The organism is Robiginitalea marina (assembly GCF_024006985.1).
GTDB lineage: Bacteria > Bacteroidota > Bacteroidia > Flavobacteriales > Flavobacteriaceae > Robiginitalea > Robiginitalea marina.
Genome location: NZ_JAMXIB010000006.1, coordinates 41,662 through 62,081 on the forward strand (window position 1 = coordinate 41,662; position 20,420 = coordinate 62,081).

Sequence of the window (20,420 nt, forward strand, 5' to 3'; positions counted from 1 at the left end):
CCTATGGCTGCCCCTCAACCCCCTTCCCGGAAACCCCGCCTGCTGATCGGCCCCTTCACCCAGCTGCTCCCCATGTCGGGGATGCCCCTCAAAGGCCCCCTGCCTGACAGCGGACTCCCTGTGATCGAGGGCGCCGGCCTGCTCCTGGAGGGGGAGCGGATTGTAAAAACAGGGGCTTTTGAAGCCCTGGCCCGGGAAGCCCGGGCCCATGGGACCGCCATAGTGGAACTCCCGGGACCGTCCATAGGGCTCCCGGGATTTGTCGATTCCCATACCCACAGCTGTTTTGCCGGGAGCCGGGCAAAAGATTATGCCCTGCGCAACAGCGGTCGTACCTATCTGGAAATCGCGGCGGCAGGAGGGGGCATCTGGGACAGCGTTCAGCAAACCCGCAGCGCCAGTCCTGAAACCCTTGAGAAACTCCTGCTGGAGCGGGCCGGACGATTCCTGGTTTCCGGGGTGACCACCCTGGAGGTCAAGAGCGGTTATGGCCTTAGCGTATCCGAAGAACTGAAAATGCTCCGAGTGGTCCGGGCCGCCCACGCCAAAACTGCCGCAGACCTGGTAGCCACCTGCCTGGCAGCCCATACCCTGCCCGCAGATTTCGATGGTCCTGCAGAGGAGTATTTACGGATTCTGGTGCGGGAACTCCTGCCCATACTCAAAAAAGAAGGCCTCGCTTCCCGCCTGGACGCCTTTGTGGAACAAAGTGCATTTTCGCCTGAGGATATTTTACCCTACTTCAGGGCTGGTAAAGCCATGGGTTTCGGGCTCACCGTCCACGCCGACCAGTTCACCACGGGGGGCAGCCAGGTCGCCATTGCCTGCGGGGCGCTGAGCGCCGACCACCTCGAAGCCAGCGGGCCGAAGGAAATCGACGCCCTGTCCAAAAGCGAGGTCATAGCGACAGCCCTGCCCGGGGCCACCCTGGGCCTGGGGTGCGGTTTTGCCCCCGCCCGGGCCCTGCTCGATGCCGGGGCCTGCCTGGCCATTGCCAGCGACTACAACCCGGGGTCTGCCCCCATGGGCGACCTGCTTACCCAGGCAGCCCTGCTGGGCGCCTTTGAAAAACTCTCCCATGCCGAAGTGCTGGCCGGTATTACCTTCCGGGCTGCCGCGGCCCTGGGGCTCGGCGACCGCGGGACCCTGGCAGGGGGGCAAAGGGCCGACCTGGTGGTCTTCCCGGCCCCGCATTATAACGAAATCCTCTACCGCCAGGGGCAACTCCGGCCATCCATGGTTTGGAAAAACGGACAGTGCGTCCTGGATAACCCACCCGACTGAAATGACTACAACTCCAGACCTGAAGGCATTCCAAAAGGCGATCCGTCAAGGAATCCCCGCCACCCTTCCCCCAACCCGAAAACGGGACGGGCACCTTCCGCACGCCCCGGTGCGGAAAGACCTCCTTTCCCCTGAAGAGAAAAAGCTGGCCCTGCGGAATGCCCTCCGGTATTTCCCCCCAGGGTGGCACGCGGAACTGGCAGGGGAATTCCTGGAGGAACTGCATGCCTATGGCCGTATCTACATGTACCGCTTCAGGCCCGAATATCCCATGCATGCCCGGCCCCTATCGGCCTATCCCGCCCGCAGCCGCACGGCAGCGGCCATTATGCTGATGATCCAGAACAACCTGGACCCACAGGTGGCCCAGCACCCCGAAGAGCTGATTACCTACGGGGGCAACGGGGCCGTGTTCCAGAACTGGGCCCAGTACCTGCTGACCATGCAGTACCTGTCGGAAATGACCGATACCCAAACCCTGCACATGTACTCGGGCCATCCCATGGGGTTGTTCCCTTCTTCCGAAGACGCCCCCAGGGTCGTGGTCACCAACGGGATGATGGTGCCCAACTACTCCAAACCCGACGACTGGGAACGCTTTAACGCCCTGGGCGTGACCCAGTACGGCCAGATGACGGCAGGGTCGTATATGTATATCGGACCCCAGGGGATTGTCCACGGGACCACCATCACCGTTTTGAATGCCTTCAGGAGGGTCCTGCCCCGGGAAAGCGATTTCCGGGGGCGTGTTTTCCTGACCTCCGGCCTGGGCGGCATGAGCGGGGCCCAGCCCAAGGCCGGCAACATTGCGGGCTGCATCACCGTTTGCGCCGAGGTGAACCCCGCAGCGGCTGAAAAAAGGCACCGGCAAGGCTGGGTGGATGAGCTGCACCCCAACCTCGACGGCCTTGTGGCCCGCACCCGTAAGGCCATTGCCGAACGGGAATCGGTATCCCTGGCGTATGTCGGCAATGTGGTCCATGTTTGGGAACGCTTTGCGGAGGAAAGCATCCCCGTGGTCCTGGGAAGCGACCAGACCTCCCTGCACAACCCCTGGGCAGGCGGGTATTACCCGGCCGACCTGGGCTTTGAAGAAGCCAATACCCTTATGGCCCGGGACCCTGAAGCCTTCCGGGACCGGGTACAGGCTTCCCTGCGCCGCCATGCGGCAGCCATCAACCGGCATACTGCCCGGGGCACGTACTTCTTCGATTACGGGAATGCCTTCCTGCTGGAAGCCTCCAGGGCAGGGGCGGAAGTGATGGCCCCCAACGGGATCGATTTCCGGTACCCCTCCTACGTGCAGGACATCCTTGGGCCGCTGTGTTTCGACTACGGCTTCGGCCCGTTTCGCTGGGTCTGCACCTCCGGCGACCCCGAAGACCTCCGGCGGACCGACCAGATTGCCCTCCGGGTGATGAAGAAACAATTGGAAGGGGCCCCGGAGGAAATCCGGCAGCAATTGCACGATAACATCCACTGGATTTCTGAAGCGGAACAAAACCGCCTGGTGGTGGGTTCCCAGGCCCGCATCCTTTACGCCGATGCCGAAGGAAGGGTGGCCATTGCCCGTGCCTTTAACGAAGCCCTTGCCGAAGGCTCCCTCTCCGCCCCGGTCGTGCTGGGCCGGGACCACCACGATGTGAGCGGTACCGACAGCCCCTTCCGGGAGACCAGCAATATTTTTGACGGCAGCCGCTTTACGGCTGACATGGCAGTCCACAACGTCCTCGGCGACAGCTTTCGGGGGGCCAGCTGGGTCTCCCTCCACAACGGGGGCGGGGTCGGATGGGGCGAAGTCATCAACGGGGGTTTCGGCCTGCTGCTCGACGGCACGCCAGAGGCCGAAAGGCGGCTGACCAACATGCTTTTTTTCGACGTGAATAACGGCATTGCCCGTCGCAGCTGGGCCAGGAACCCCGGGGCCATGAGTGCCCTGAAACGGGAACTGGCCCGCACCCCCGGGTTAAAAGTCAGCCTCCCCAACCTTGTGGAAGACGCCCTCCTCGATAACCTGTTCAAACCATCCCTATGACCCCACCTTATTGCAGTCCCGACCGCGTGCACTGGCAGGGCAGGAAGTCAGCCGGCAAGGAATACCTACACGAAAATATCAGGCTTGTGGACCTCCTTTCCGGTTCCCTGCCCGACCACGACCACAAGGCGCCCGTCTTTCTGGGCTATGCATGCGATGAAGGGGTGGCCCGCAACCATGGAAGGCCGGGGGCCGCGGAGGGGCCAAACGCCATCCGCAGGGCCCTGGGACGGATGCCCCTGCTCCGCAGCGCCCCCCGTACGCTCTGGGATGCCGGGGATGTGGTTTGCCCTGATGGGGACCTTGAAGCTACCCAGGAGTTCTTTTCCACCCAGGTGAACCGGTTGGTGCGGGAGGGCTGCTTCCCCCTGGCCGTGGGGGGCGGGCACGATATCGCCTATGCGCATTTCCTTGGCGTGCAGCAGGCACTTGGCCCTGGTGTGCGCCTGGGCATCCTGAATTTCGATGCCCATTTTGACCTGAGGGAACCGGAACCCAGGGGCCACAGCGGCAGCCCCTTCCTGCAGGTTGCCAGCCACTGCCGGGAAAAAAACCTCCCCTTTTCCTATGCCTGCGTCGGGGTGCGCCCCGATGCCAACCCCGGGGAACTCTGGGACCGGGCAGCCGCGCTGGGGGTAAGGGTGGTCGGACGAAACGACCTGCAGCCCGGCCGCCTTGAAGGGGCCTTAAGCGCCATAAGGGACTTCCTGGAACCCCTCGACGCACTCTACCTGACCATTGACCTGGACGGTTTTTCCTCTGCCTTTGCCCCGGGCGTAAGTGCGGCCTCCCCCATGGGGTACTCGCCGGAGGCCTTCCTCCCCTGTTTTGACCTAATCCTGGAAAGCGGGAAAGTGCGGAGTATGGATGTGGCCGAACTGAACCCAACCCATGACCGCGACGGGCAGACCGCCATCCTGGCAGCCAGCCTCATCCACAGGGTCCTGCACCAGGCAGGCCTATTCTAGCCACGACTGGTAATACGTGCCGTTGTCGAGTTTCAGGGCGGCCTGGGTAACCTGAAGGGGCTTGAAAGTGTCCACCATCACCGCGAGTTCCTCCGTCCCTTTTTTGCCAATGCTCGCCTCATACGTGCCCGGGTGCGGGCCGTGCGGGATCCCGGCCGGGTGGAGGGAAATATACCCCTTGTCGATCCCCTTGCGGCTCATAAAGTCCCCATCGACATAGTACAGGACCTCGTCGGAATCTATGTTGGAATGGTTATACGGGGCCGGGATGGCCTCGGGGTGGTAATCGTATAGCCTGGGAACGAAGGAGCACACCACAAAGGCGCTCGTTTCAAAGGTTTGGTGCACGGGGGGCGGTTGGTGTACCCGGCCCGTGATGGGCTCAAAATCATGGATGGAGAACCCGTACGGGTAATTGTATCCGTCCCAGCCGACCACGTCGAAGGGGTGGGTGGCATAGACCAGGTGGTGCAGCTGGCCCTGCTTTTTCACTTTCATCAGGAACTCCCCTTTTTCATCGTGGGTCTGCAGGTTTTGGGGGAGCTTGAAGTCCCGCTCGCAGAAAGGGGAATGCTCCAGGTGCTGCCCGAACCAGTTCCGGTACCGTTTGGGGGTGTACACCGGGTGGTACGATTCAACAATAAACAGGCGGTTCTCAGGCCCGTCAAAATGGATTTGGTAGATCATCCCGCGCGGGATCAGCAGGTAATCCCCGTATTCAAACGGGAGTTCCCCCAGCATGGTCTTCAGGACCCCGGAGCCTTCATGGATGAAAATCAGCTCGTCGGCATCGGCGTTTTTATAAAAATACCCGGTTTGCGATTCCCGTGGGGCGGCCAGGGTGATGTTCACGTCGCCATTGAATAAAATCACGGCCCGGCTTTCGAGGTAATCCTTTACAGGGGCCAGATCGAGGCCCTTGAGCAGGCGCGAATGGATGTTGTGGGCCACGGCGGCCCGGGGGGCGATGTCGAGGGTCTTCCCGATCTCCTTTACCTGGGTGGGCCGGTGCACGTGGTACATCAGGGAAGACATCCCGTCAAACCCTATGGTGCCGAAAAGTTGTTCATAATACAGGCTGCCGTCTTGCTTGCGGAAGGTGGTATGTCGTTTATGGGGGATGCTCCCCAGTTTGTGGTATAAGGGCATGGTTCGATATGGCTTGATTCCGTGCTTTAAAAATACGACAAATTGGGGGGATGGGGAAATGGCCTACCCGCAAGGACCTTGCATCAGGAAGCCCTATCTTGATCCAGGGGGGCGAGGGGCGCAGCCCCGGGGGAAATGCGATCCGGGAGTCCGTGCCTGCTGCCCATTAATTGGCCATTCCACCTATCAGCCCCTCCCTTTCGCCGTCGGCAACAAAAAAAGCCTCCCTCACGGAAAGCCTTTCATTTGGCGCGGCTTGCGGCCGCAGACCTGAATTCCCTTTCGGGAATCACAACACAACATCCCAAAGGTAAAAAAAGGATTTCAATAATGCCGTTGCCCGGGGCGCCTTTTTTTCAAGTTAGGCCCCCTATTAAGCCCCGGGGCTCTATAGTTTTATACTTCCCTTAACAGCAAACCCCCTGGGAAATGGCTACCTTGAAAATAAAAAATGAAGATTTCTGCTATGGCCTGGGTAGTGTTCACTACCTTTTTCCTGATCGCACTTACCATTGGTGCCGCTATGGACCTGGCCTTCCACTGGATTTTCTACGCCACCGTCCTGGGGCAGGGCATGGTCGTGATGATGGTCTACCAGGTACTGACCGACACCTACCAGACCTCCAGGACTTTTGAAGATTTCTACGAAGACCGCCCTATAACCAGGCAATAGTACGGGAATACCCTCCTTAGGCCGGGGGCAATACAAGCATGGGGACCCGGGTGTGGAAGGCAATCTTTTTGACCACCGGTTCGCGGACCCATTCTTCCACCAGGTGGTGGTCGTTGCGGATCATAATCAGCAGGTCTACTTTTTCGTGCCCGAGGTATTCTTCGATCACTGCCGTTTTGCTTCCCTGTGGCCACCTCCAGTGCATTTTGGGTTCAAGCCGTTCCAGTTCCAGAAAGAGCTGGTGCTTGTGGAGTTCCTGAAAAGCATTGAGCCCATCGGGGCTACCAATGTGCATGACCTCCACCCGGGCCCTTAACTGCCGGGCAAAAAACAGGATAGTCTCTATTTGCTTTGCCGTATAAGGACTGAACAGGTCCGTGACCATGCCTATTTTGGCAGGCCTTTTCCATTTGGATTCCTGGGGCACCACCAGGACCGGGGTATCGGTAACGGCTTTGAGGATGCGTACCGTATTGCTTCCCAGGAATACCTCTTTGAGGCCGGAGGCCCCGGTAGTCCCGGACAGGACGAGATCAATCCCCTGTAGTTCCAGTTGTTCCCTGATCTCCTCGGTAAGGAGGTTGAAGGAAGAAACGGTCCGGAATTCATGGCCGGAGTTTGGGTATCGGCTTGCCAGGTCAGCAACCAGGTTCTTCAGGCCCTCTTCGGAAGCCGACTGCATGGGGTCCTCCTCCAGGCTGCCGCTATGGGTCAGGGCCAGTACCCTGCTATGGATGAAGTCAGGGGTATAGGTATTCAGGAAATGGAAGGCACACGATTCCCCCCTGAACAGCGAAAATGCGTAATCGACCGCATTTTGTGCCGCTGGTGAAAAATCGGTTGGAATCAGAATATCTCGCATGCCCCTTTTCGGATCAACTGGGGTAAAGGTAGGGCACCAAGGGGGGTGAAAGTATGATAATGATCAGCTTTTCAAAAAAAAATATGAGTTTTATCGTGCTGATTTATAAATGTTTACATCTAAAAACCATCGACCAAATCCTGTAATTTCCGTTCTTCAAGGATAGCCATTCGCTTGCCGGTGGTACGGATCAATTTCTCTTTCCTGAATTCGGAAAGGATCCGGATACACGATTCGGTAGCCGTCCCCACCACGTTGGCGATATCCTCCCGGGAAAGGACCAGGGCCAGGTAGCCCTCCTTGTCCTCCCCGAAGTGGGTTTTCATGTACAGCAGGGCTTCGGCAATCCGTTGCTTCACCGATTTCTGCGACATGTTTACAATCACATCATCGGCTTCCTTCAGGTCATGCGCCATATGGCGGAGTACCTCGTAGGTGAAATCGGGGTTTTTATGCAGGGTGCTAACGATGATTTCCTTCGGGATAAAGCAGACTTCCATATCATTTATGGCGGTCGCGCTCAAATTGGAAGACTCCTCCGCAATAACCGACCGTTGCCCCAGCACCTCTCCCTTGGAGGCCAGCTTTACAATCTGGTCCTTGCCATTGGGGCTAAGTTTTGACAGTTTGGAGACCCCCCCGCGCACACAATAGACCCCGTTGAGCTTTTCCCCTTCATCGAAAATCATTTCGCCCTTTTTGACCTGCTTGGTGACCTTGGAGTCCGAAACTGCTTTCAGCTCTTCCTTGCTCATCGCCCTGAGGGAATTGAATTTCCGGACTATGCAGTTTTCACATCGGTTAGGGTGGTCCATAAGTACGTATGCGTTGCCAGGTTAAAGGTAGCCAATTTTTAAAATTTAAAAAAGGTGACAAGTGTCATATTTCATCTTTTAACGATCGGCCATCTTTGCCCGGCTGTTTGAGAAAATCCGTACCTTAAAACCCGCCAACTAAAACCCAATGGAAGACACTTCCTGCTTTCACTGCGGGGCCCCCTGCGATTTGGAGGAAATCCGTTATGACGGAAAACCCTTTTGCTGCAACGGATGCAAAACGGTCTATCAAATCTTCCAGGATAACGACCTCGACTACTATTACCAACTGGAAGGGGCACCGGGGAACTCCCCGGCTTCCGAAAAAGGGCGGTACGATTTCCTGGACGACCCCCTGATCGCAGAACGCCTGCTGGAATTCCAGGATGCCTCCCACCATATTGTAGTGCTTTCCATCCCGCAGATCCATTGCAGTTCCTGTATCTGGATCCTTGAAAACCTCCACCGCCTGAACCCGGGAGTGTACAGCAGCCAGGTGGATTTCCCCAAAAGGGAGGCGCGCATCCACTTCGACCCTGAAAAAATCAGCCTCAAGGACCTGGCAGGCCTGCTGAGCGCCATCGGATACGAGCCTTCCATTACCCTGGAAGACTATTCCGGCACCAAAAAGAAGGCCGACCGGAAACTGATTTACCAGCTGGGGGTGGCCGGGTTTGCCTTCGGCAACATCATGTTCCTGTCGTTCCCCGAATACTTCGAAACCGGGGAATTCTGGCTGGAACAGTATAAGGGATTGTTCCGGTGGATCATGTTCAGCTTTTCAGTTCCGGTAGTGGTGTATTCCGGCTCGGGATACCTGGTATCGGCCTACAAGGGGCTTCGCTCGGGCCTTCTCAATATCGACGTGCCCATCGCCCTGGGCATCCTCGTGCTCTTCCTGAGGAGTACCGCGGAGATCGTATTCGACCTGGGGCAGGGGTTTTTCGACAGCCTTTCCGGGCTGGTCTTCTTCCTGCTGCTCGGGAAATTCTTCCAACAGCGCACCTATTCCTACCTCTCTTTTGAAAGGGACTACAAATCGTACTTCCCCATTGCCGTCACCCGCCTCCTGGATGGCGGGAGGGAAGAAAATATCCCCGTCTACGAAGTGCAGAAAGGCGACCGGTTGCTCATCCGCAACGGCTCCCTGGTCCCTGCAGACTCCATCCTGCTCCGGGGGGCGGGGGAAATAGACTATAGCTTTGTAACCGGGGAGGCCCGTCCTGTGAGCAAGCAGAGCGGGGAACGCCTGTATGCCGGGGGCAAACAGCTTCAGGGGGCCATCGAGATCGAAGTCCTCAAGCCGGTCTCCCAAAGCTACCTCACCGAGTTGTGGAGCGACGCGGCCTTTTCCAAAAGTTCCAAAACCGGCTTCCGCACCCTCACCGACCGCATCGGGAAACGGTTCACCCTGGCCGTACTGGCCATCGCCTTCACCGCCGCAGCCTTCTGGCTTTGGAAAGATGCCTCCATGTCCCTTAACGTGCTCACCGCCGTACTGATCATTGCCTGCCCGTGCGCAATTGCCCTGGCTGCGCCATTTACCCTGGGGAACCTGCTGCGGATTTTTGGCAAAAGGGGGTTCTATGTAAAGGATACAGAAAGCCTGGAGCGCATGGCCCTGGTCGACACCGCTATTTTCGACAAAACCGGCACCCTGACCACCAGCCGGAAAAACAGCATTCGGTATACCGGGATCGAACTGACGGAACAGGAATCAGAAGTGTTGAAAAATACCCTTCGGGCTTCCGGTCATCCCCTGAGCCAGGCCCTGTACCGGCAGCTGGCCCCTTATAACATCGTCCCCCTGGATGACTTTGAAGAGCACCTGGGGCAGGGGCTGGAAGGCCGGGTGGCCGACCAGCAGATCAGGGTGGGGTCGAGCCGCTTTGTGCGGGGGGAGGACCCTTCCGCGGAGGAAGGCACGGAAGTACACATCAGCGCCAACAACGCCTACCGCGGCCGCTTCATCATCCAGAACAGTTACCGGGAGGGGGCTGGCAGGCTCCTGGAACGCATGGGGCACGACTATTCCCTGGCCGTCCTTTCCGGCGACAATGAATCGGAAAGGGCTTTCCTCGGGGAGTTGCTGCCCCCTTTAACCCCCATGTACTTTAACCAGAAACCCGTTCAAAAGCTGGAGTTTATCAGGGAATTGCAGCGACAGGGGCGCAACGTGCTTATGGTGGGGGACGGACTGAACGACGCCGGGGCCCTGGCCCAAAGCCAGGTGGGGATCGCGGTAAGTGAAGACGCCGGCCTTTTTACCCCGGCCTGTGACGCTATTCTGGACGGGCGGCGGTTTTCGGAGCTCGATGCCTTCCTGAAAATCACCCGGAAGGGAATGAAAATTATTTACCTGAGTTTTGCCCTTTCGCTTTTGTATAATCTCGCTGGTTTGTATTTTGCGGTAACCGGGGAGCTGGAACCGGTCATTGCCGCCATCCTGATGCCCCTCAGTTCCATCAGCATCGTGTCCTTCACCACGGCAGCCACCAACTGGATCGGAAGAACCCTCAAGAAATGAACAACCTGATAAATATCATATTTTCGAATAACGGGACAGGCCTAGTTTTACAGCCAAATTCCGCCTGGGTATGAGCGTGATTTACCTGTTGCTTGCTATCAGCATCCTGATAGCCCTGGTTTTTTTTGCCGCCTTTGTCTTCTCGGTAAGGAAGGGCCAGTACGACGATTCCTATACGCCCTCGGTGCGCATGCTCTTTGAGGATGAGCTCCTCCCCAGGGACCCCGAACCCGAAAATCCGGACCACCAACAGAATAATACCAACTAAACATCGATCTGTTTTATGGAGATTCAGCAATTTCATTATGACAACAAAATCGTACAGAAGTTCCTGTACGCCACCCTGCTCTGGGGGGTGGTAGGCATGCTGGTCGGCCTGCTGCTGGCCTTTATGTTCCTGTTCCCCAACCTTACGGACGGGATTTCCTGGCTGAGTTTTGGGCGCCTGCGCCCGCTGCACACCAATGCGGTGATTTTCGCCTTCGTGGGGAATGCCCTGTTTGCTGGGATATATTACTCTACCCAGCGGCTGCTGAAAGCCCGGATGTTCAGCGACTGGCTGAGCAATTTCAACTTCTGGGGCTGGCAGGCCATCATTGTCGCGGCAGCCATCTCCCTGCCCCTGGGATATTCCACCTCCAAGGAGTACGCCGAACTGGAATGGCCGATCGACATTGCCATTGCCGTGGTCTGGGTGGCCTTTGGGTGGAACTTTGTCGGCACTATGCTTAAACGACGCCAGCGGCACCTTTATGTCGCTATCTGGTTTTACCTTGCCACCATCGTCACGGTGGCGGTTCTCCATATTTTCAACAGCCTGGAATTGCCCGTGAGCGCGATGAAAAGCTACTCGGTGTACGCCGGGGTGCAGGATGCCCTGGTGCAATGGTGGTACGGGCATAATGCCGTGGCCTTCTTCCTGACCACCCCCTTCCTGGGGCTGATGTATTATTTCATCCCCAAAGCGGCCAACCGGCCGATCTATTCCTACCGGCTCTCCATCGTCCACTTCTGGTCGCTGATCTTTATCTATATCTGGGCGGGGCCACACCACCTGCTCTATTCTTCCCTGCCCGACTGGGCCCAGAACCTGGGGGTCACTTTTTCTGTGATGCTCATCGCCCCTTCCTGGGGGGGGATGATCAACGGGTTGCTCACCCTGAGGGGCGCCTGGGACAAGGTGCGCACCAGCCCGGTGCTTAAATTCATGGTGGTTGCCATCACCGGTTACGGGATGGCCACCTTCGAGGGGCCCATGCTGTCCCTGAAAAACATCAACGCCATCGCCCACTTCAGCGACTGGATCATCGCCCACGTCCACGTGGGGGCCCTTTCGTGGAACGGGTTCCTGACCTTCGGGATGATTTACTGGCTGGTGCCCCGCATGTTCAATACGCGGCTGCACTCCATCGGTATGGCAAACTTCCACTTCTGGATCGGGACGCTGGGGATTGTCCTCTATGCCCTGCCGATGTATGTAGCCGGGTTTACCCAGGCCCTGATGTGGAAGGAATTCAACCCCGACGGCACCCTGGTGTACGGGAACTTCCTGGAAACCGTAAACGAGATCCTGCCGATGTACTGGATGCGGGCCATTGGCGGCACCATGTACCTGATCGGGATGTTCGTGATGCTGTATAATGTGATCGCAACCATCCGCTCGGGAAGCAAGGTGACCGATGAGCTGGCAGAAGCCCCCGCCCTGAGCCGCATCAGCGGACGCCGGAAAGCCGGGGAAAAATACCACACCTGGCTGGAGCGCAAGCCCATACAGATGACCCTCCTGGCTACGATTGCCATCCTGATCGGAGGGGTGGTGCAGATCATCCCAACCCTGTTGGTGAAGTCGAACATCCCCACCATCACCAGTGTAAAACCGTATACCCCCCTGGAACTCGAGGGAAGGGACCTGTACATCCGAGAGGGGTGCGTGGGGTGCCACTCCCAGATGGTGCGCCCCTTCCGCAGTGAAGTGGAGCGGTATGGCGAATACGCAAAGGCCGGGGAATTCGTGTACGACCACCCCTTCCTGTGGGGCAGCAAACGGACCGGGCCCGACCTGCTGCGCGTAGGGGGCAAATATTCCGACAGCTGGCACCTGAACCATATGTACGACCCGCAAAGCACCTCTTCGGGCTCCATCATGCCCGCCTACCAGTGGCTGGTCAGGAACGCCCACGACCGCAGCGATATCCAGGCCAAAATGAAGGCCATGGTGACCCTCGGGGTCCCTTATACGGAAGAAGACATCGCAGCAGCGGAGGCTTCCATGGAAGCCCAGGCCGCCCAAATTGAGGAAAACCTGTATACCGACCCGGAATTCGCAAGGAGCTATGAGGAGGAAAAGGCCTACGCCCGCGAAAACGGCCTGGAGTTTGTAGAGATGCGCGACCGGGAAATCGTGGCCCTGATCGCCTACCTGCAACGGCTCGGGACCGACATCAAAATCGAACAAAACACGGAAGTAGCCTTAGAAAAGCCCTGAGCCATGATGAAAATCGTTAAAAGCCATTTGGAGACTATCGAAGGGGTGGCGACCTACCCCATGATCTCCCTGCTGATCTTTTTTGTGTTCTTTGGCCTGTTGCTCTGGTGGGTGCTCACCACCTCAAAGGAGCGGATCAAGGAGATGAAAGAGATGCCACTGGATGACCAACAACCTAAACCTTTTGACCAATGAGAAATTCAACCCCCTGGTGGATCCGGGTCCCGCTGCTTTTCTTCACCATCTTCGCCCTGATGGAATACTTTATCGATTCCGGGGACCAGCCCGCCTTTATCGCCTATCCGATGACGCAGTATTTCCTGCTGCTGGTGCTGCTGCTGCTGATCGCCATAGAATTGATCCTGAAATCCATTGAGAACGTCATGTTCCAAACCCTCTCCGAGGAAGCCAAGGCGCGTTACCTGGCCTCCAAAAGCAAGCGTTGGGAATGGACCTGGGGCAGGGAACTCTACCAGAAACTCCTGGGCTCGCGACCCATTGAGGAAGAAGGGGAGATCATCCTCGACCACGACTACGACGGCATCAAGGAGCTGGATAACCGCCTGCCCCCCTGGTGGATCTACCTGTTTTATATCACCATTGCCTTCGGAGCGGTGTACCTGGTGCGCTTCCATATCCTGAACGACTACGACCAGGCCGAGGAATACCAGCAGGAAATGGTTGCAGCCCGCATGGCCATAGAGGAATACAAGAAAACTGCGAAGGACCTTGTAGATGTCAATACCGTGGAACTGCTGACCGAGTCCTCGGACCTTAAAGCAGGGGAAGCCATCTTTTCCGGGAACTGCGCGGTGTGCCATATGATCGATGGGGGCGGCGGTATCGGCCCCAACCTCACCGATGATTACTGGGTCCTGGGGGGCGGGATCAGGAACATTTTCCAGACCATTTCCGAAGGGGGCCGGGCCGGCAAGGGCATGGTCGCCTGGAAAACCAACCTGAAACCCCTTGAAATGGCCCAGGTGGCCAGTTACATCATGACCCTCCACGGGACGACCCCGGCCAACCCGAAAGCCCCGGAAGGGGAAATCTGGATGGACCCGAATGCCCCGGTAGACGAGGTGGAGGTACAGGTCGATTCCACGGGTGTGGAAGTCCTGATGGAAACCGACACCCCGAACCCCCTGGAAGGGGAATAACCCAAACCAAAAGGCGGGACCTTTTTAAAGAAACCGCGACACATGGAAGAACCGCAAAATTTCAGGGACAGCATTGGCACCATTAGCGAAGAAGGAAAGCGGGCCTGGGTTTACCCCAAAAAACCCGGCGGGCGCTTTTACACCTACAGGAAGTGGGTAAGTTATGCGCTCCTGGCCTTCCTCTTGGCGGCGCCTTTCATCAAGGTGGGGGGAAACCAGTTCCTGATGTTCAATGTCCTGGAACGGCGGTTCAATATTTTCGGGTTTCCCTTCTGGCCGCAGGACTTCCACCTCTTTGTCATTTCGATGATCATCGGGGTCATCGGCATTGCCCTGTTCACGGTGGCCTTCGGACGGATTTTCTGCGGGTGGATGTGCCCCCAGACCATCTTCATGGAGATGGTGTTCCGACGGATCGAATTCTGGATTGACGGGGACCGGGGAGCACAGATGCGCCTGGCACGGCAACCCTGGAACGCGGAAAAAATCCGCAAACGGGTCCTGAAGTGGTCGGTGTTCTTTGTTATTTCCTTTGCCATTGCAAATGTCTTCCTGGCCTACCTGATCGGCAGCGACAGGCTCTTCCAGTACGTGACTGAAGGCCCGGCGGCCCACCTCAGCACCCTGGTGGCCCTGCTGATCTTTACCGGGGTCTTCTACTTTGTCTTCGCCTGGTTTCGCGAACAGGTCTGTATTATCGCCTGTCCCTATGGGCGGATGCAGGGGGTACTGCTCGATGACAAATCCATCGTGGTGGCCTACGATTACAAACGGGGCGAGGGGGAACAGGGACGCAAGAAATTCCGCAAGGGAGAAGACCGGGCAGCCCTCGGATACGGCGATTGCATCGACTGCCTGCAGTGCGTGCACGTATGCCCCACCGGGATAGACATCCGCAACGGAACCCAGCTGGAATGCGTGAACTGTACGGCATGCATCGATGAGTGCGATACCATCATGGAAAAAGTGGGCCTCCCCAAAGGGCTCATCCGCTATGCCAGCGAGGCAGAGATCGCCGAGAAGTCCAAATTCCGGTTTACCCCGCGCATGAAGGGGTATGCCGCCGTCTTGTTTATCCTGACGGGGGTGCTGGTGGGCATGTTGTTCCTCCGCAATGAAGTGGAGGCAACCATCCTGCGCCTTCCCGGACAGCTTTATGAGCGGAAAGACAATAATGTAATCAGCAATGTGTATACCTTTAAACTGATCAACAAGACCACCCGAACCATCCCCGACATCCATTTCAAGCTCCTATCGCACCCGGGGGAGATTACCTTTGTCAGGGGCGATGGTTTTGAGGTCCCGGCCCAGGAACTGAGCGAGGGAACCCTGTTTATCGAAATCAACAGCGCCGCCCTGAGCGGCGACAAAGACCAACTCAAAATCGGGGTATACAGCGGGGAGACCCTGATCGAAACCGCGAAGGCGCGTTTTCTTGCGCCCCGCCCCTATAACTAAATGACTATGAAATTCAACTGGGGAACCGGCATTGTCTTGTCCTTTATCGCTTTCATCCTGTTCATCGGCTACTTTGTGGTCCTCTCCACGCGCGACCCGGCCTCGAACCACGACCTGGTGACCGAGGACTATTATAAAAAAGAGCTCAGGTACCAGGATGACCTGGATGCCTCGGCCAACCTTGAAAATTCAGGCGGCTCCGTAACCCTTCAGGTCACCCGGGAAGGGATCTGGGTTCGTTTTCCCGAGGCTATGGACCCCGAAAAAATAAAAGGCACTGTGTCCCTGTACAGGCCCTCCAACAAAAAGTTGGATTTTGTCGCTCCCATACGACTGTCCAACGGGCAATTGCTCATACCCGATAGCCGCCTTTTGGAGGGCCGATGGGACCTACGGGCCGAGTGGGACTACGAAGGGAAGCCCTACCTCTATCGCGGCCGGGTGACCTACTGAGTCTTAAACACCTCCTCGCCCCTGCAACCCTGCAGGTTCAGCGGGGATTAACCGAAGCAGCCCCGGGCGGGGCGCAGAAAAAACGAAATGGAAATACTGGGAACTGCCATGGTTCTGGGGTTACTGGGAAGCCTGCACTGCATAGGGATGTGCGGCCCCATAGCCTTTATGCTCCCCCTGAAGCGCAACGACCCGTACCGGCAGTGGGGGCAACTGGGCATCTACCACATGGGGCGCCTGCTGGCCTATGGCATGATCGGCCTGGTTTTCGGCCTGATCGGAAAAGGCCTGTACCTTTTCGGGTTCCAGCAAAAACTGTCCATTGTGCTCGGGGTGGTGATGATCCTTACCGTACTGATCCCGGGGAAGGTCTTCCGCGGCTGGAAACCGGCGCAGCCGGTGTACCGCCTGCTGGGCCGGTTGCAGGGCGCCCTGGGGGCACAACTCAAAACCGGGAAGGGTGATGCGTTCCTGAGCATTGGCTTTTTGAATGGCCTGTTGCCCTGCGGGCTGGTCTATATGGCCCTGATCGGGGCCCTCGCCATGGCCTCCGCCCCCATGGGGGCGCTGTACATGATGGTTTTCGGGGCCGGGACTATCCCATTGATGAGCGGGGCGGCCCTGTTGGGGAAGATGTTCAAGGGGGCATGGGTACCCAGGGTCCGCCAGTGGATCCCTGCATTCGTGGTGGTCATCGGCCTGCTTTTTATCCTCAGGGGAATGGGGTTGGGCATCCCCTATGTTTCCCCAAAAGCACCCGAAGCAGGCCAGGTAAACACCAGCATGGAATGCCATCCCTAAAATTCGGTACTTTTGCCTGCAGATTAGAAACAACCTTTATCATGAAGCGTAAACCCTGGATTGTATCCTTCCTTTTTGTCCTGCTGCTTTCTTGCGGGGGGAAGGTTGAAGCACCCCAAGCAGCAGCGGAACCGCGGGGAACGGAAAACGCTGCCTACAAATGGGCGGAGATGGCCCTGGAGGCCACGGCCCTCGACACAGAACGGTTCAAGCCAAGACCCACGGTAACCTCGCGCTACCTCGGCCTTATTTTTACGGCCGTCTTCGATGCCTGGTCGCGATACGATGCCGAGGCCCTGCCGGTGTACCTCGAAGGGGTTGAACGCCGCCCGGCTTTGGAACACACCCTGTCCAACAAGGAAATAGCGATAAGCTATGCCGCTTACCGCACCCTCAATGAATATTACTTTTCCGATAAGGAGCTCTTTCGCGGCTTTATGCTGGGCCTGGGGCTCGACCCGGCCGACATGAGCCTGGACCCCAATACCCCTGTTGGCATTGGGAACCTGGCGGCCAGGGCGGTCATCGAAGCCCGGAAGAACGATGGGGCCAACCAGTACGGGGAAGAAGCCGGCTCCGGGGGGGAACCCTATTTCGACTATACCGGGTACGCGCCTGTGAACGACCCCGACACCAACGTGGATATCAACCGCTGGCAGCCCAAATACTTTTCCGACGGACAGGGAGGGGTTTATGCCCCGGGATGCCTGACCCCGTTCTGGCAAAAGGTTAAGCCAGTAACCCTCGATTCTGCGAGCCAGTTCCGCCCAGGGCCCCCACCGCTGGTAGGGTCCGAACAGCTGGAACGGGAAGTCAGGGAGGTGATCGAGATGCAGGCCAACCTGACTGACCACGACAAGGCTCTGGTGGAATTCATGCGCGACGGCCCGAAATCGGTGCAACAGGCCGGTCACTGGCTCAGGTTTGCCCAGGACGTTTCCCGAAGGGACGGGCACACCCTGGATGAAGATGTGAAAATGTACTTCCTGAACCAGATTACCGCCATGGATGCCTTTATCGCTTCCTGGGACTCCAAAATGTACTACGATTATGCCCGCCCCTATGCCCTGGTCCACGAATATTACCAGGACCAGGTCATAAAAGCCTGGGGCGGCCCCGGAAAGGGGATTACCGACCTGCCCGGGCAGCAATGGCGCCCGTACTCGCCCGAGACCTTCCTGTGCCCGCCCTTCCCGAGTTATACCTCGGGCCACAGCACGGTAAGCGGGGCATGTGCGGAAGCCCTCCGCCTCTTTACGGGGGATGACCATTTCGGGGAGGAAGTGCGGCTGGTCCCCGGGGTACTGACCGAAACCGACCCGGCCCATTACGGGGATACCGTTACCCTGAAATTCCCAACCTTTACGGAAACCGCAGAAATGGCGGGTATCTCAAGGGTAATGGGGGGCTACCACATCCAGGCCGACAACGTGGCCGGCCTGCAACTCGGACGGGATGTCGCCCACAAGGCATGGGAATTCTATAACCAGCACCTCGGAAAAGGGGGGCCAAAATAGCCCCTTTGGACGGCCCGCATCCGACTTTGAGCACCTTAAAACCAACGCAATGAACATCGTATCGCTGGAAACGGCGGCATCCTTTGTAAAATCCGGGGACCGGATTTTCGTCCAGGGGGCAGCAATGACCCCAAACGCCCTTGTCAACGCCATCTGTGAACGGTACGGCGAACTCCGTGACGTGGAGGTGGTCTCCATCCATACCGAAGGCCCCGTAAACTACGCCCTGTCGCCCTACAGCCAGGCGTTTAAAATTAACACCTGCTTTGTCGGGTCAAACGTCCGCAAGGCAGTGAATACCCAACAGGGCGACTACATCCCGATTTTCCTCAGCGAAATCCACCTGCTGTTCCGTAGGGGCCTGCTCCCCCTCGACGTGGCCGTGGTCCAGGTTTCGCCCCCCGACCGCCACGGGTTCTGTTCCCTGGGGGTCTCGGTAGATGTTACCCTCCCGGCGGTGCAAACGGCCAAAAAAGTGATCGCCCAGCTAAACCCGCATGTACCCAGGACCCACGGGGATGGCATCATCCACATCAGCCAGATCGACGCCCTTGTGGAAGTGGCTGCCCCCCTGCACCTCCATCCCCAGGGCGACATTACCGATACGGAAGCGGAAATCGGCCGAAACGTGGCCTCGCTGATCGAAGATGGGGCCACCCTGCAAATGGGGATCGGGAACATCCCCAATGCCGTGCTAAGCAACCTCTCCGGGCACCGCCGCCTGGGGGTACACACGGAAATGTTCTCCGACGGCTTGCTGCCGCTGATCCAAAAAGGGGTGATCACCGGGGAAGAAAAGGAAATCAAGACGGGGAAGATCGTGACCTGCTTTGCGGCCGGTTCCCAGGCCCTGTACGACTTTGTCGACGACAATCCCCTGGTGCATTTCAAAGAGGCCGCCTATACCAATGACACGGCCCTGATCCGCAGAAACCCTAAGGTAACCGCCATCAACAGCGCCATAGAGATCGACCTCACCGGGCAGGTCTGTGCCGACACCATTGGCACCCTGCAGTATTCCGGGGTAGGCGGCCAGATGGATTTTATCCGGGCGGCTTCCCTTTCAGAAGGGGGAAAGCCGATCATCGCCCTGACTTCCACCACGGCCAAGGGGGTTTCAAAAATCACCCCATTCCTGAAACACGGGGCAGGCGTAACGACCACCCGGGCCCACGTGCATTACGTCGCCACGGAATACGGCGTGGTCAACCTGTACGGCAAAAACCTGAAACAGCGCGCCCGGGCCCTGACCTCCATAGCCCATCCGGACCACCGGGAAGCCCTGGAGCAGGCCGCCAGGGAGCGGTTTGGCTGAACCTGCGGCGCTTGCCTAAAAAGGGAAAGGAGGGTGCCTTTGCAGGCATTCCCCCCTTTCCCAGACAGCAACTAAAAAAATAGGATCAGATTTTAAAGGTGATTACCGGGATCGTGGAATGGTTCGCGATGTCTTCGCCGATGCTACCCATGAAGAAGTGTGATATCCCCTTCCTTCCATGGGTCGGGATCCCAATCAGGTCGGCATTTATGCTTTCGCTGTAGTTCAGCACCCCGCGCTCCACACTGTAATCACTGAATTTTTTCACCTTCAGGTCCACGCTGGCCCTGTCGAGGAATTTGTCAATTTGCCCGTCCATATCGGCTTCGCTCAAAAAGTGGTCCCCGGGGGTATTGATGTACACCGGCTTTAATTCCGCCTTAAACATTTCCGCAAAAGATTTGGCCTTCAGGAAGGCCGGAAGGTTCTTTTCCTGGAAATCGCAGGCGAACACAAAGGTCCTGATCTGGAATTTGGGCCTCCGCTTCTTGACCACGATCACCGGGATGTCGGAATGGCGAACCACCCGCTCGGCATTCGAGCCGATAAAGATTTCCTGCAGCCCGTCGGTGCCGTGGGACCCCATCACAATCAGGTCTGCCCCGTGCTTGGCGGCCACTTCATTGACTTCGGAGAATACCTTGTAGTGCTTGATCACCGGGGTGACCGTAATGCCTTTCAGGTACTCCTTGTCGAGGAATTCCCCAAGCCGCTTTTCTGCTGCCTTAAGCAGGAAAACCGTCTGTTCCGGGTGGTACGCCTCGGAAGACGAAATCATGGCGTAGTTCAGTTCCAGCATGTGCAGGACAATGATCTCGGACGTATAGCGCTGGGCCAGGGAAGCCGCTACCTCAAGGGCATATTCGGATTGCTGGCTGAAATCAACGGGGACAATAATGGTTTTCATGGCTTTGGGTT

18 protein-coding genes are annotated in these 20,420 nt (G+C 57.6%); 14 read left to right on the plus strand and 4 right to left on the minus strand.

The features are described 5' to 3' along the window. Positions 1 to 3: 3 nt before the first annotated feature. From hutI to hutG, 3 genes are read left to right on the plus strand one after another with little or no spacing between them, the layout of a single operon-like run. Positions 4 to 1,284, plus strand: a complete 1,281-nt coding sequence (hutI, locus tag NG653_RS08810; protein WP_252741330.1) for an imidazolonepropionase — start codon at positions 4 to 6, stop codon at positions 1,282 to 1,284. Between the two features lies 1 nt (position 1,285). Further along, positions 1,286 to 3,319: a urocanate hydratase gene (hutU, locus tag NG653_RS08815; RefSeq protein ID WP_252741331.1), complete on the plus strand. Its 2,034-nt coding sequence runs from the start codon at positions 1,286 to 1,288 to the stop codon at positions 3,317 to 3,319. Continuing rightward, the gene (gene hutG / locus NG653_RS08820) at positions 3,316 to 4,287 is read left to right on the plus strand and encodes a formimidoylglutamase (protein ID WP_252741332.1); all 972 of its coding nucleotides are present in this window, start codon (positions 3,316 to 3,318) and stop codon (positions 4,285 to 4,287) included. The genes hutU and hutG overlap by 4 nt, the downstream gene beginning before the upstream one ends. Here the strand turns inward: hutG and NG653_RS08825 are convergent. Then, positions 4,279 to 5,436 (minus strand): homogentisate 1,2-dioxygenase, encoded by a 1,158-nt coding sequence (locus NG653_RS08825; protein WP_252741333.1) that lies wholly within the window; start codon positions 5,434 to 5,436, stop codon positions 4,279 to 4,281. The two genes, hutG and NG653_RS08825, sit on opposite strands and share 9 nt — an antisense overlap. A 451-nt stretch (positions 5,437 to 5,887) precedes the next feature. Between NG653_RS08825 and NG653_RS08830 the strand changes: the two genes are divergently transcribed. Continuing rightward, positions 5,888 to 6,109: a hypothetical protein gene (locus NG653_RS08830; RefSeq protein WP_252741334.1), complete on the plus strand. Its 222-nt coding sequence runs from the start codon at positions 5,888 to 5,890 to the stop codon at positions 6,107 to 6,109. Between the two features lie 16 nt (positions 6,110 to 6,125). Here NG653_RS08830 and NG653_RS08835 read toward each other — a convergent pair whose 3' ends face one another. Both NG653_RS08835 and NG653_RS08840 read right to left on the minus strand, forming a co-directional pair. After that, positions 6,126 to 6,971, minus strand: a complete 846-nt coding sequence (locus NG653_RS08835; RefSeq protein WP_252741335.1) for a universal stress protein — start codon at positions 6,969 to 6,971, stop codon at positions 6,126 to 6,128. 119 nt (positions 6,972 to 7,090) lie between these two features. Then, positions 7,091 to 7,726, minus strand: coding sequence for a Crp/Fnr family transcriptional regulator (locus NG653_RS08840; RefSeq protein ID WP_252741336.1), 636 nt, complete (start codon positions 7,724 to 7,726; stop codon positions 7,091 to 7,093). Positions 7,727 to 7,934: 208 nt separating this feature from the next. On the opposite strand from NG653_RS08840, the gene NG653_RS08845 reads away from it, so the two are divergent. The 10 genes from NG653_RS08845 to NG653_RS08890 all read left to right on the plus strand — a co-directional run bounded on the left by NG653_RS08845 (position 7,935) and on the right by NG653_RS08890 (position 19,502). Beyond that, positions 7,935 to 10,313 (plus strand): heavy metal translocating P-type ATPase, encoded by a 2,379-nt coding sequence (locus NG653_RS08845; RefSeq protein ID WP_252741337.1) that lies wholly within the window; start codon positions 7,935 to 7,937, stop codon positions 10,311 to 10,313. 70 nt (positions 10,314 to 10,383) lie between these two features. Next, positions 10,384 to 10,581, plus strand: coding sequence for a cbb3-type cytochrome oxidase assembly protein CcoS (gene ccoS / locus NG653_RS08850; RefSeq protein ID WP_252741338.1), 198 nt, complete (start codon positions 10,384 to 10,386; stop codon positions 10,579 to 10,581). Between the two features lie 15 nt (positions 10,582 to 10,596). Continuing rightward, entirely contained in the window at positions 10,597 to 12,798 is a 2,202-nt protein-coding gene (gene ccoN, locus NG653_RS08855; protein ID WP_252741339.1) for a cytochrome-c oxidase, cbb3-type subunit I, read from the plus strand. A 3-nt stretch (positions 12,799 to 12,801) separates the two neighbouring features. Then, positions 12,802 to 12,993: a CcoQ/FixQ family Cbb3-type cytochrome c oxidase assembly chaperone gene (locus NG653_RS08860; protein ID WP_252741340.1), complete on the plus strand. Its 192-nt coding sequence runs from the start codon at positions 12,802 to 12,804 to the stop codon at positions 12,991 to 12,993. Further along, a complete protein-coding gene (locus NG653_RS08865) occupies positions 12,990 to 13,958 on the plus strand; it encodes a cbb3-type cytochrome c oxidase N-terminal domain-containing protein (protein WP_252741341.1) in 969 nt (322 codons plus the stop codon). The genes NG653_RS08860 and NG653_RS08865 overlap by 4 nt, the downstream gene beginning before the upstream one ends. A gap of 42 nt (positions 13,959 to 14,000) precedes the next feature. Beyond that, positions 14,001 to 15,416, plus strand: coding sequence for a cytochrome c oxidase accessory protein CcoG (gene ccoG / locus NG653_RS08870; protein WP_252741342.1), 1,416 nt, complete (start codon positions 14,001 to 14,003; stop codon positions 15,414 to 15,416). Positions 15,417 to 15,422: 6 nt separating this feature from the next. Next, entirely contained in the window at positions 15,423 to 15,869 is a 447-nt protein-coding gene (locus tag NG653_RS08875) for a FixH family protein (protein ID WP_252741343.1), read from the plus strand. 87 nt (positions 15,870 to 15,956) lie between these two features. Beyond that, complete coding sequence (locus NG653_RS08880) at positions 15,957 to 16,670, plus strand: sulfite exporter TauE/SafE family protein (RefSeq protein ID WP_256470452.1); 714 nt, start codon at positions 15,957 to 15,959, stop codon at positions 16,668 to 16,670. Positions 16,671 to 16,711: 41 nt separating this feature from the next. Then, positions 16,712 to 18,187, plus strand: coding sequence for a vanadium-dependent haloperoxidase (locus NG653_RS08885; RefSeq protein WP_252741344.1), 1,476 nt, complete (start codon positions 16,712 to 16,714; stop codon positions 18,185 to 18,187). Positions 18,188 to 18,236: 49 nt separating this feature from the next. Beyond that, complete coding sequence (locus NG653_RS08890) at positions 18,237 to 19,502, plus strand: acetyl-CoA hydrolase/transferase family protein (protein ID WP_252741345.1); 1,266 nt, start codon at positions 18,237 to 18,239, stop codon at positions 19,500 to 19,502. A gap of 85 nt (positions 19,503 to 19,587) precedes the next feature. Here the strand turns inward: NG653_RS08890 and NG653_RS08895 are convergent, their stop codons facing one another. Continuing rightward, entirely contained in the window at positions 19,588 to 20,409 is an 822-nt protein-coding gene (locus NG653_RS08895) for a universal stress protein (protein ID WP_252741346.1), read from the minus strand. Positions 20,410 to 20,420 lie beyond the last annotated feature (11 nt).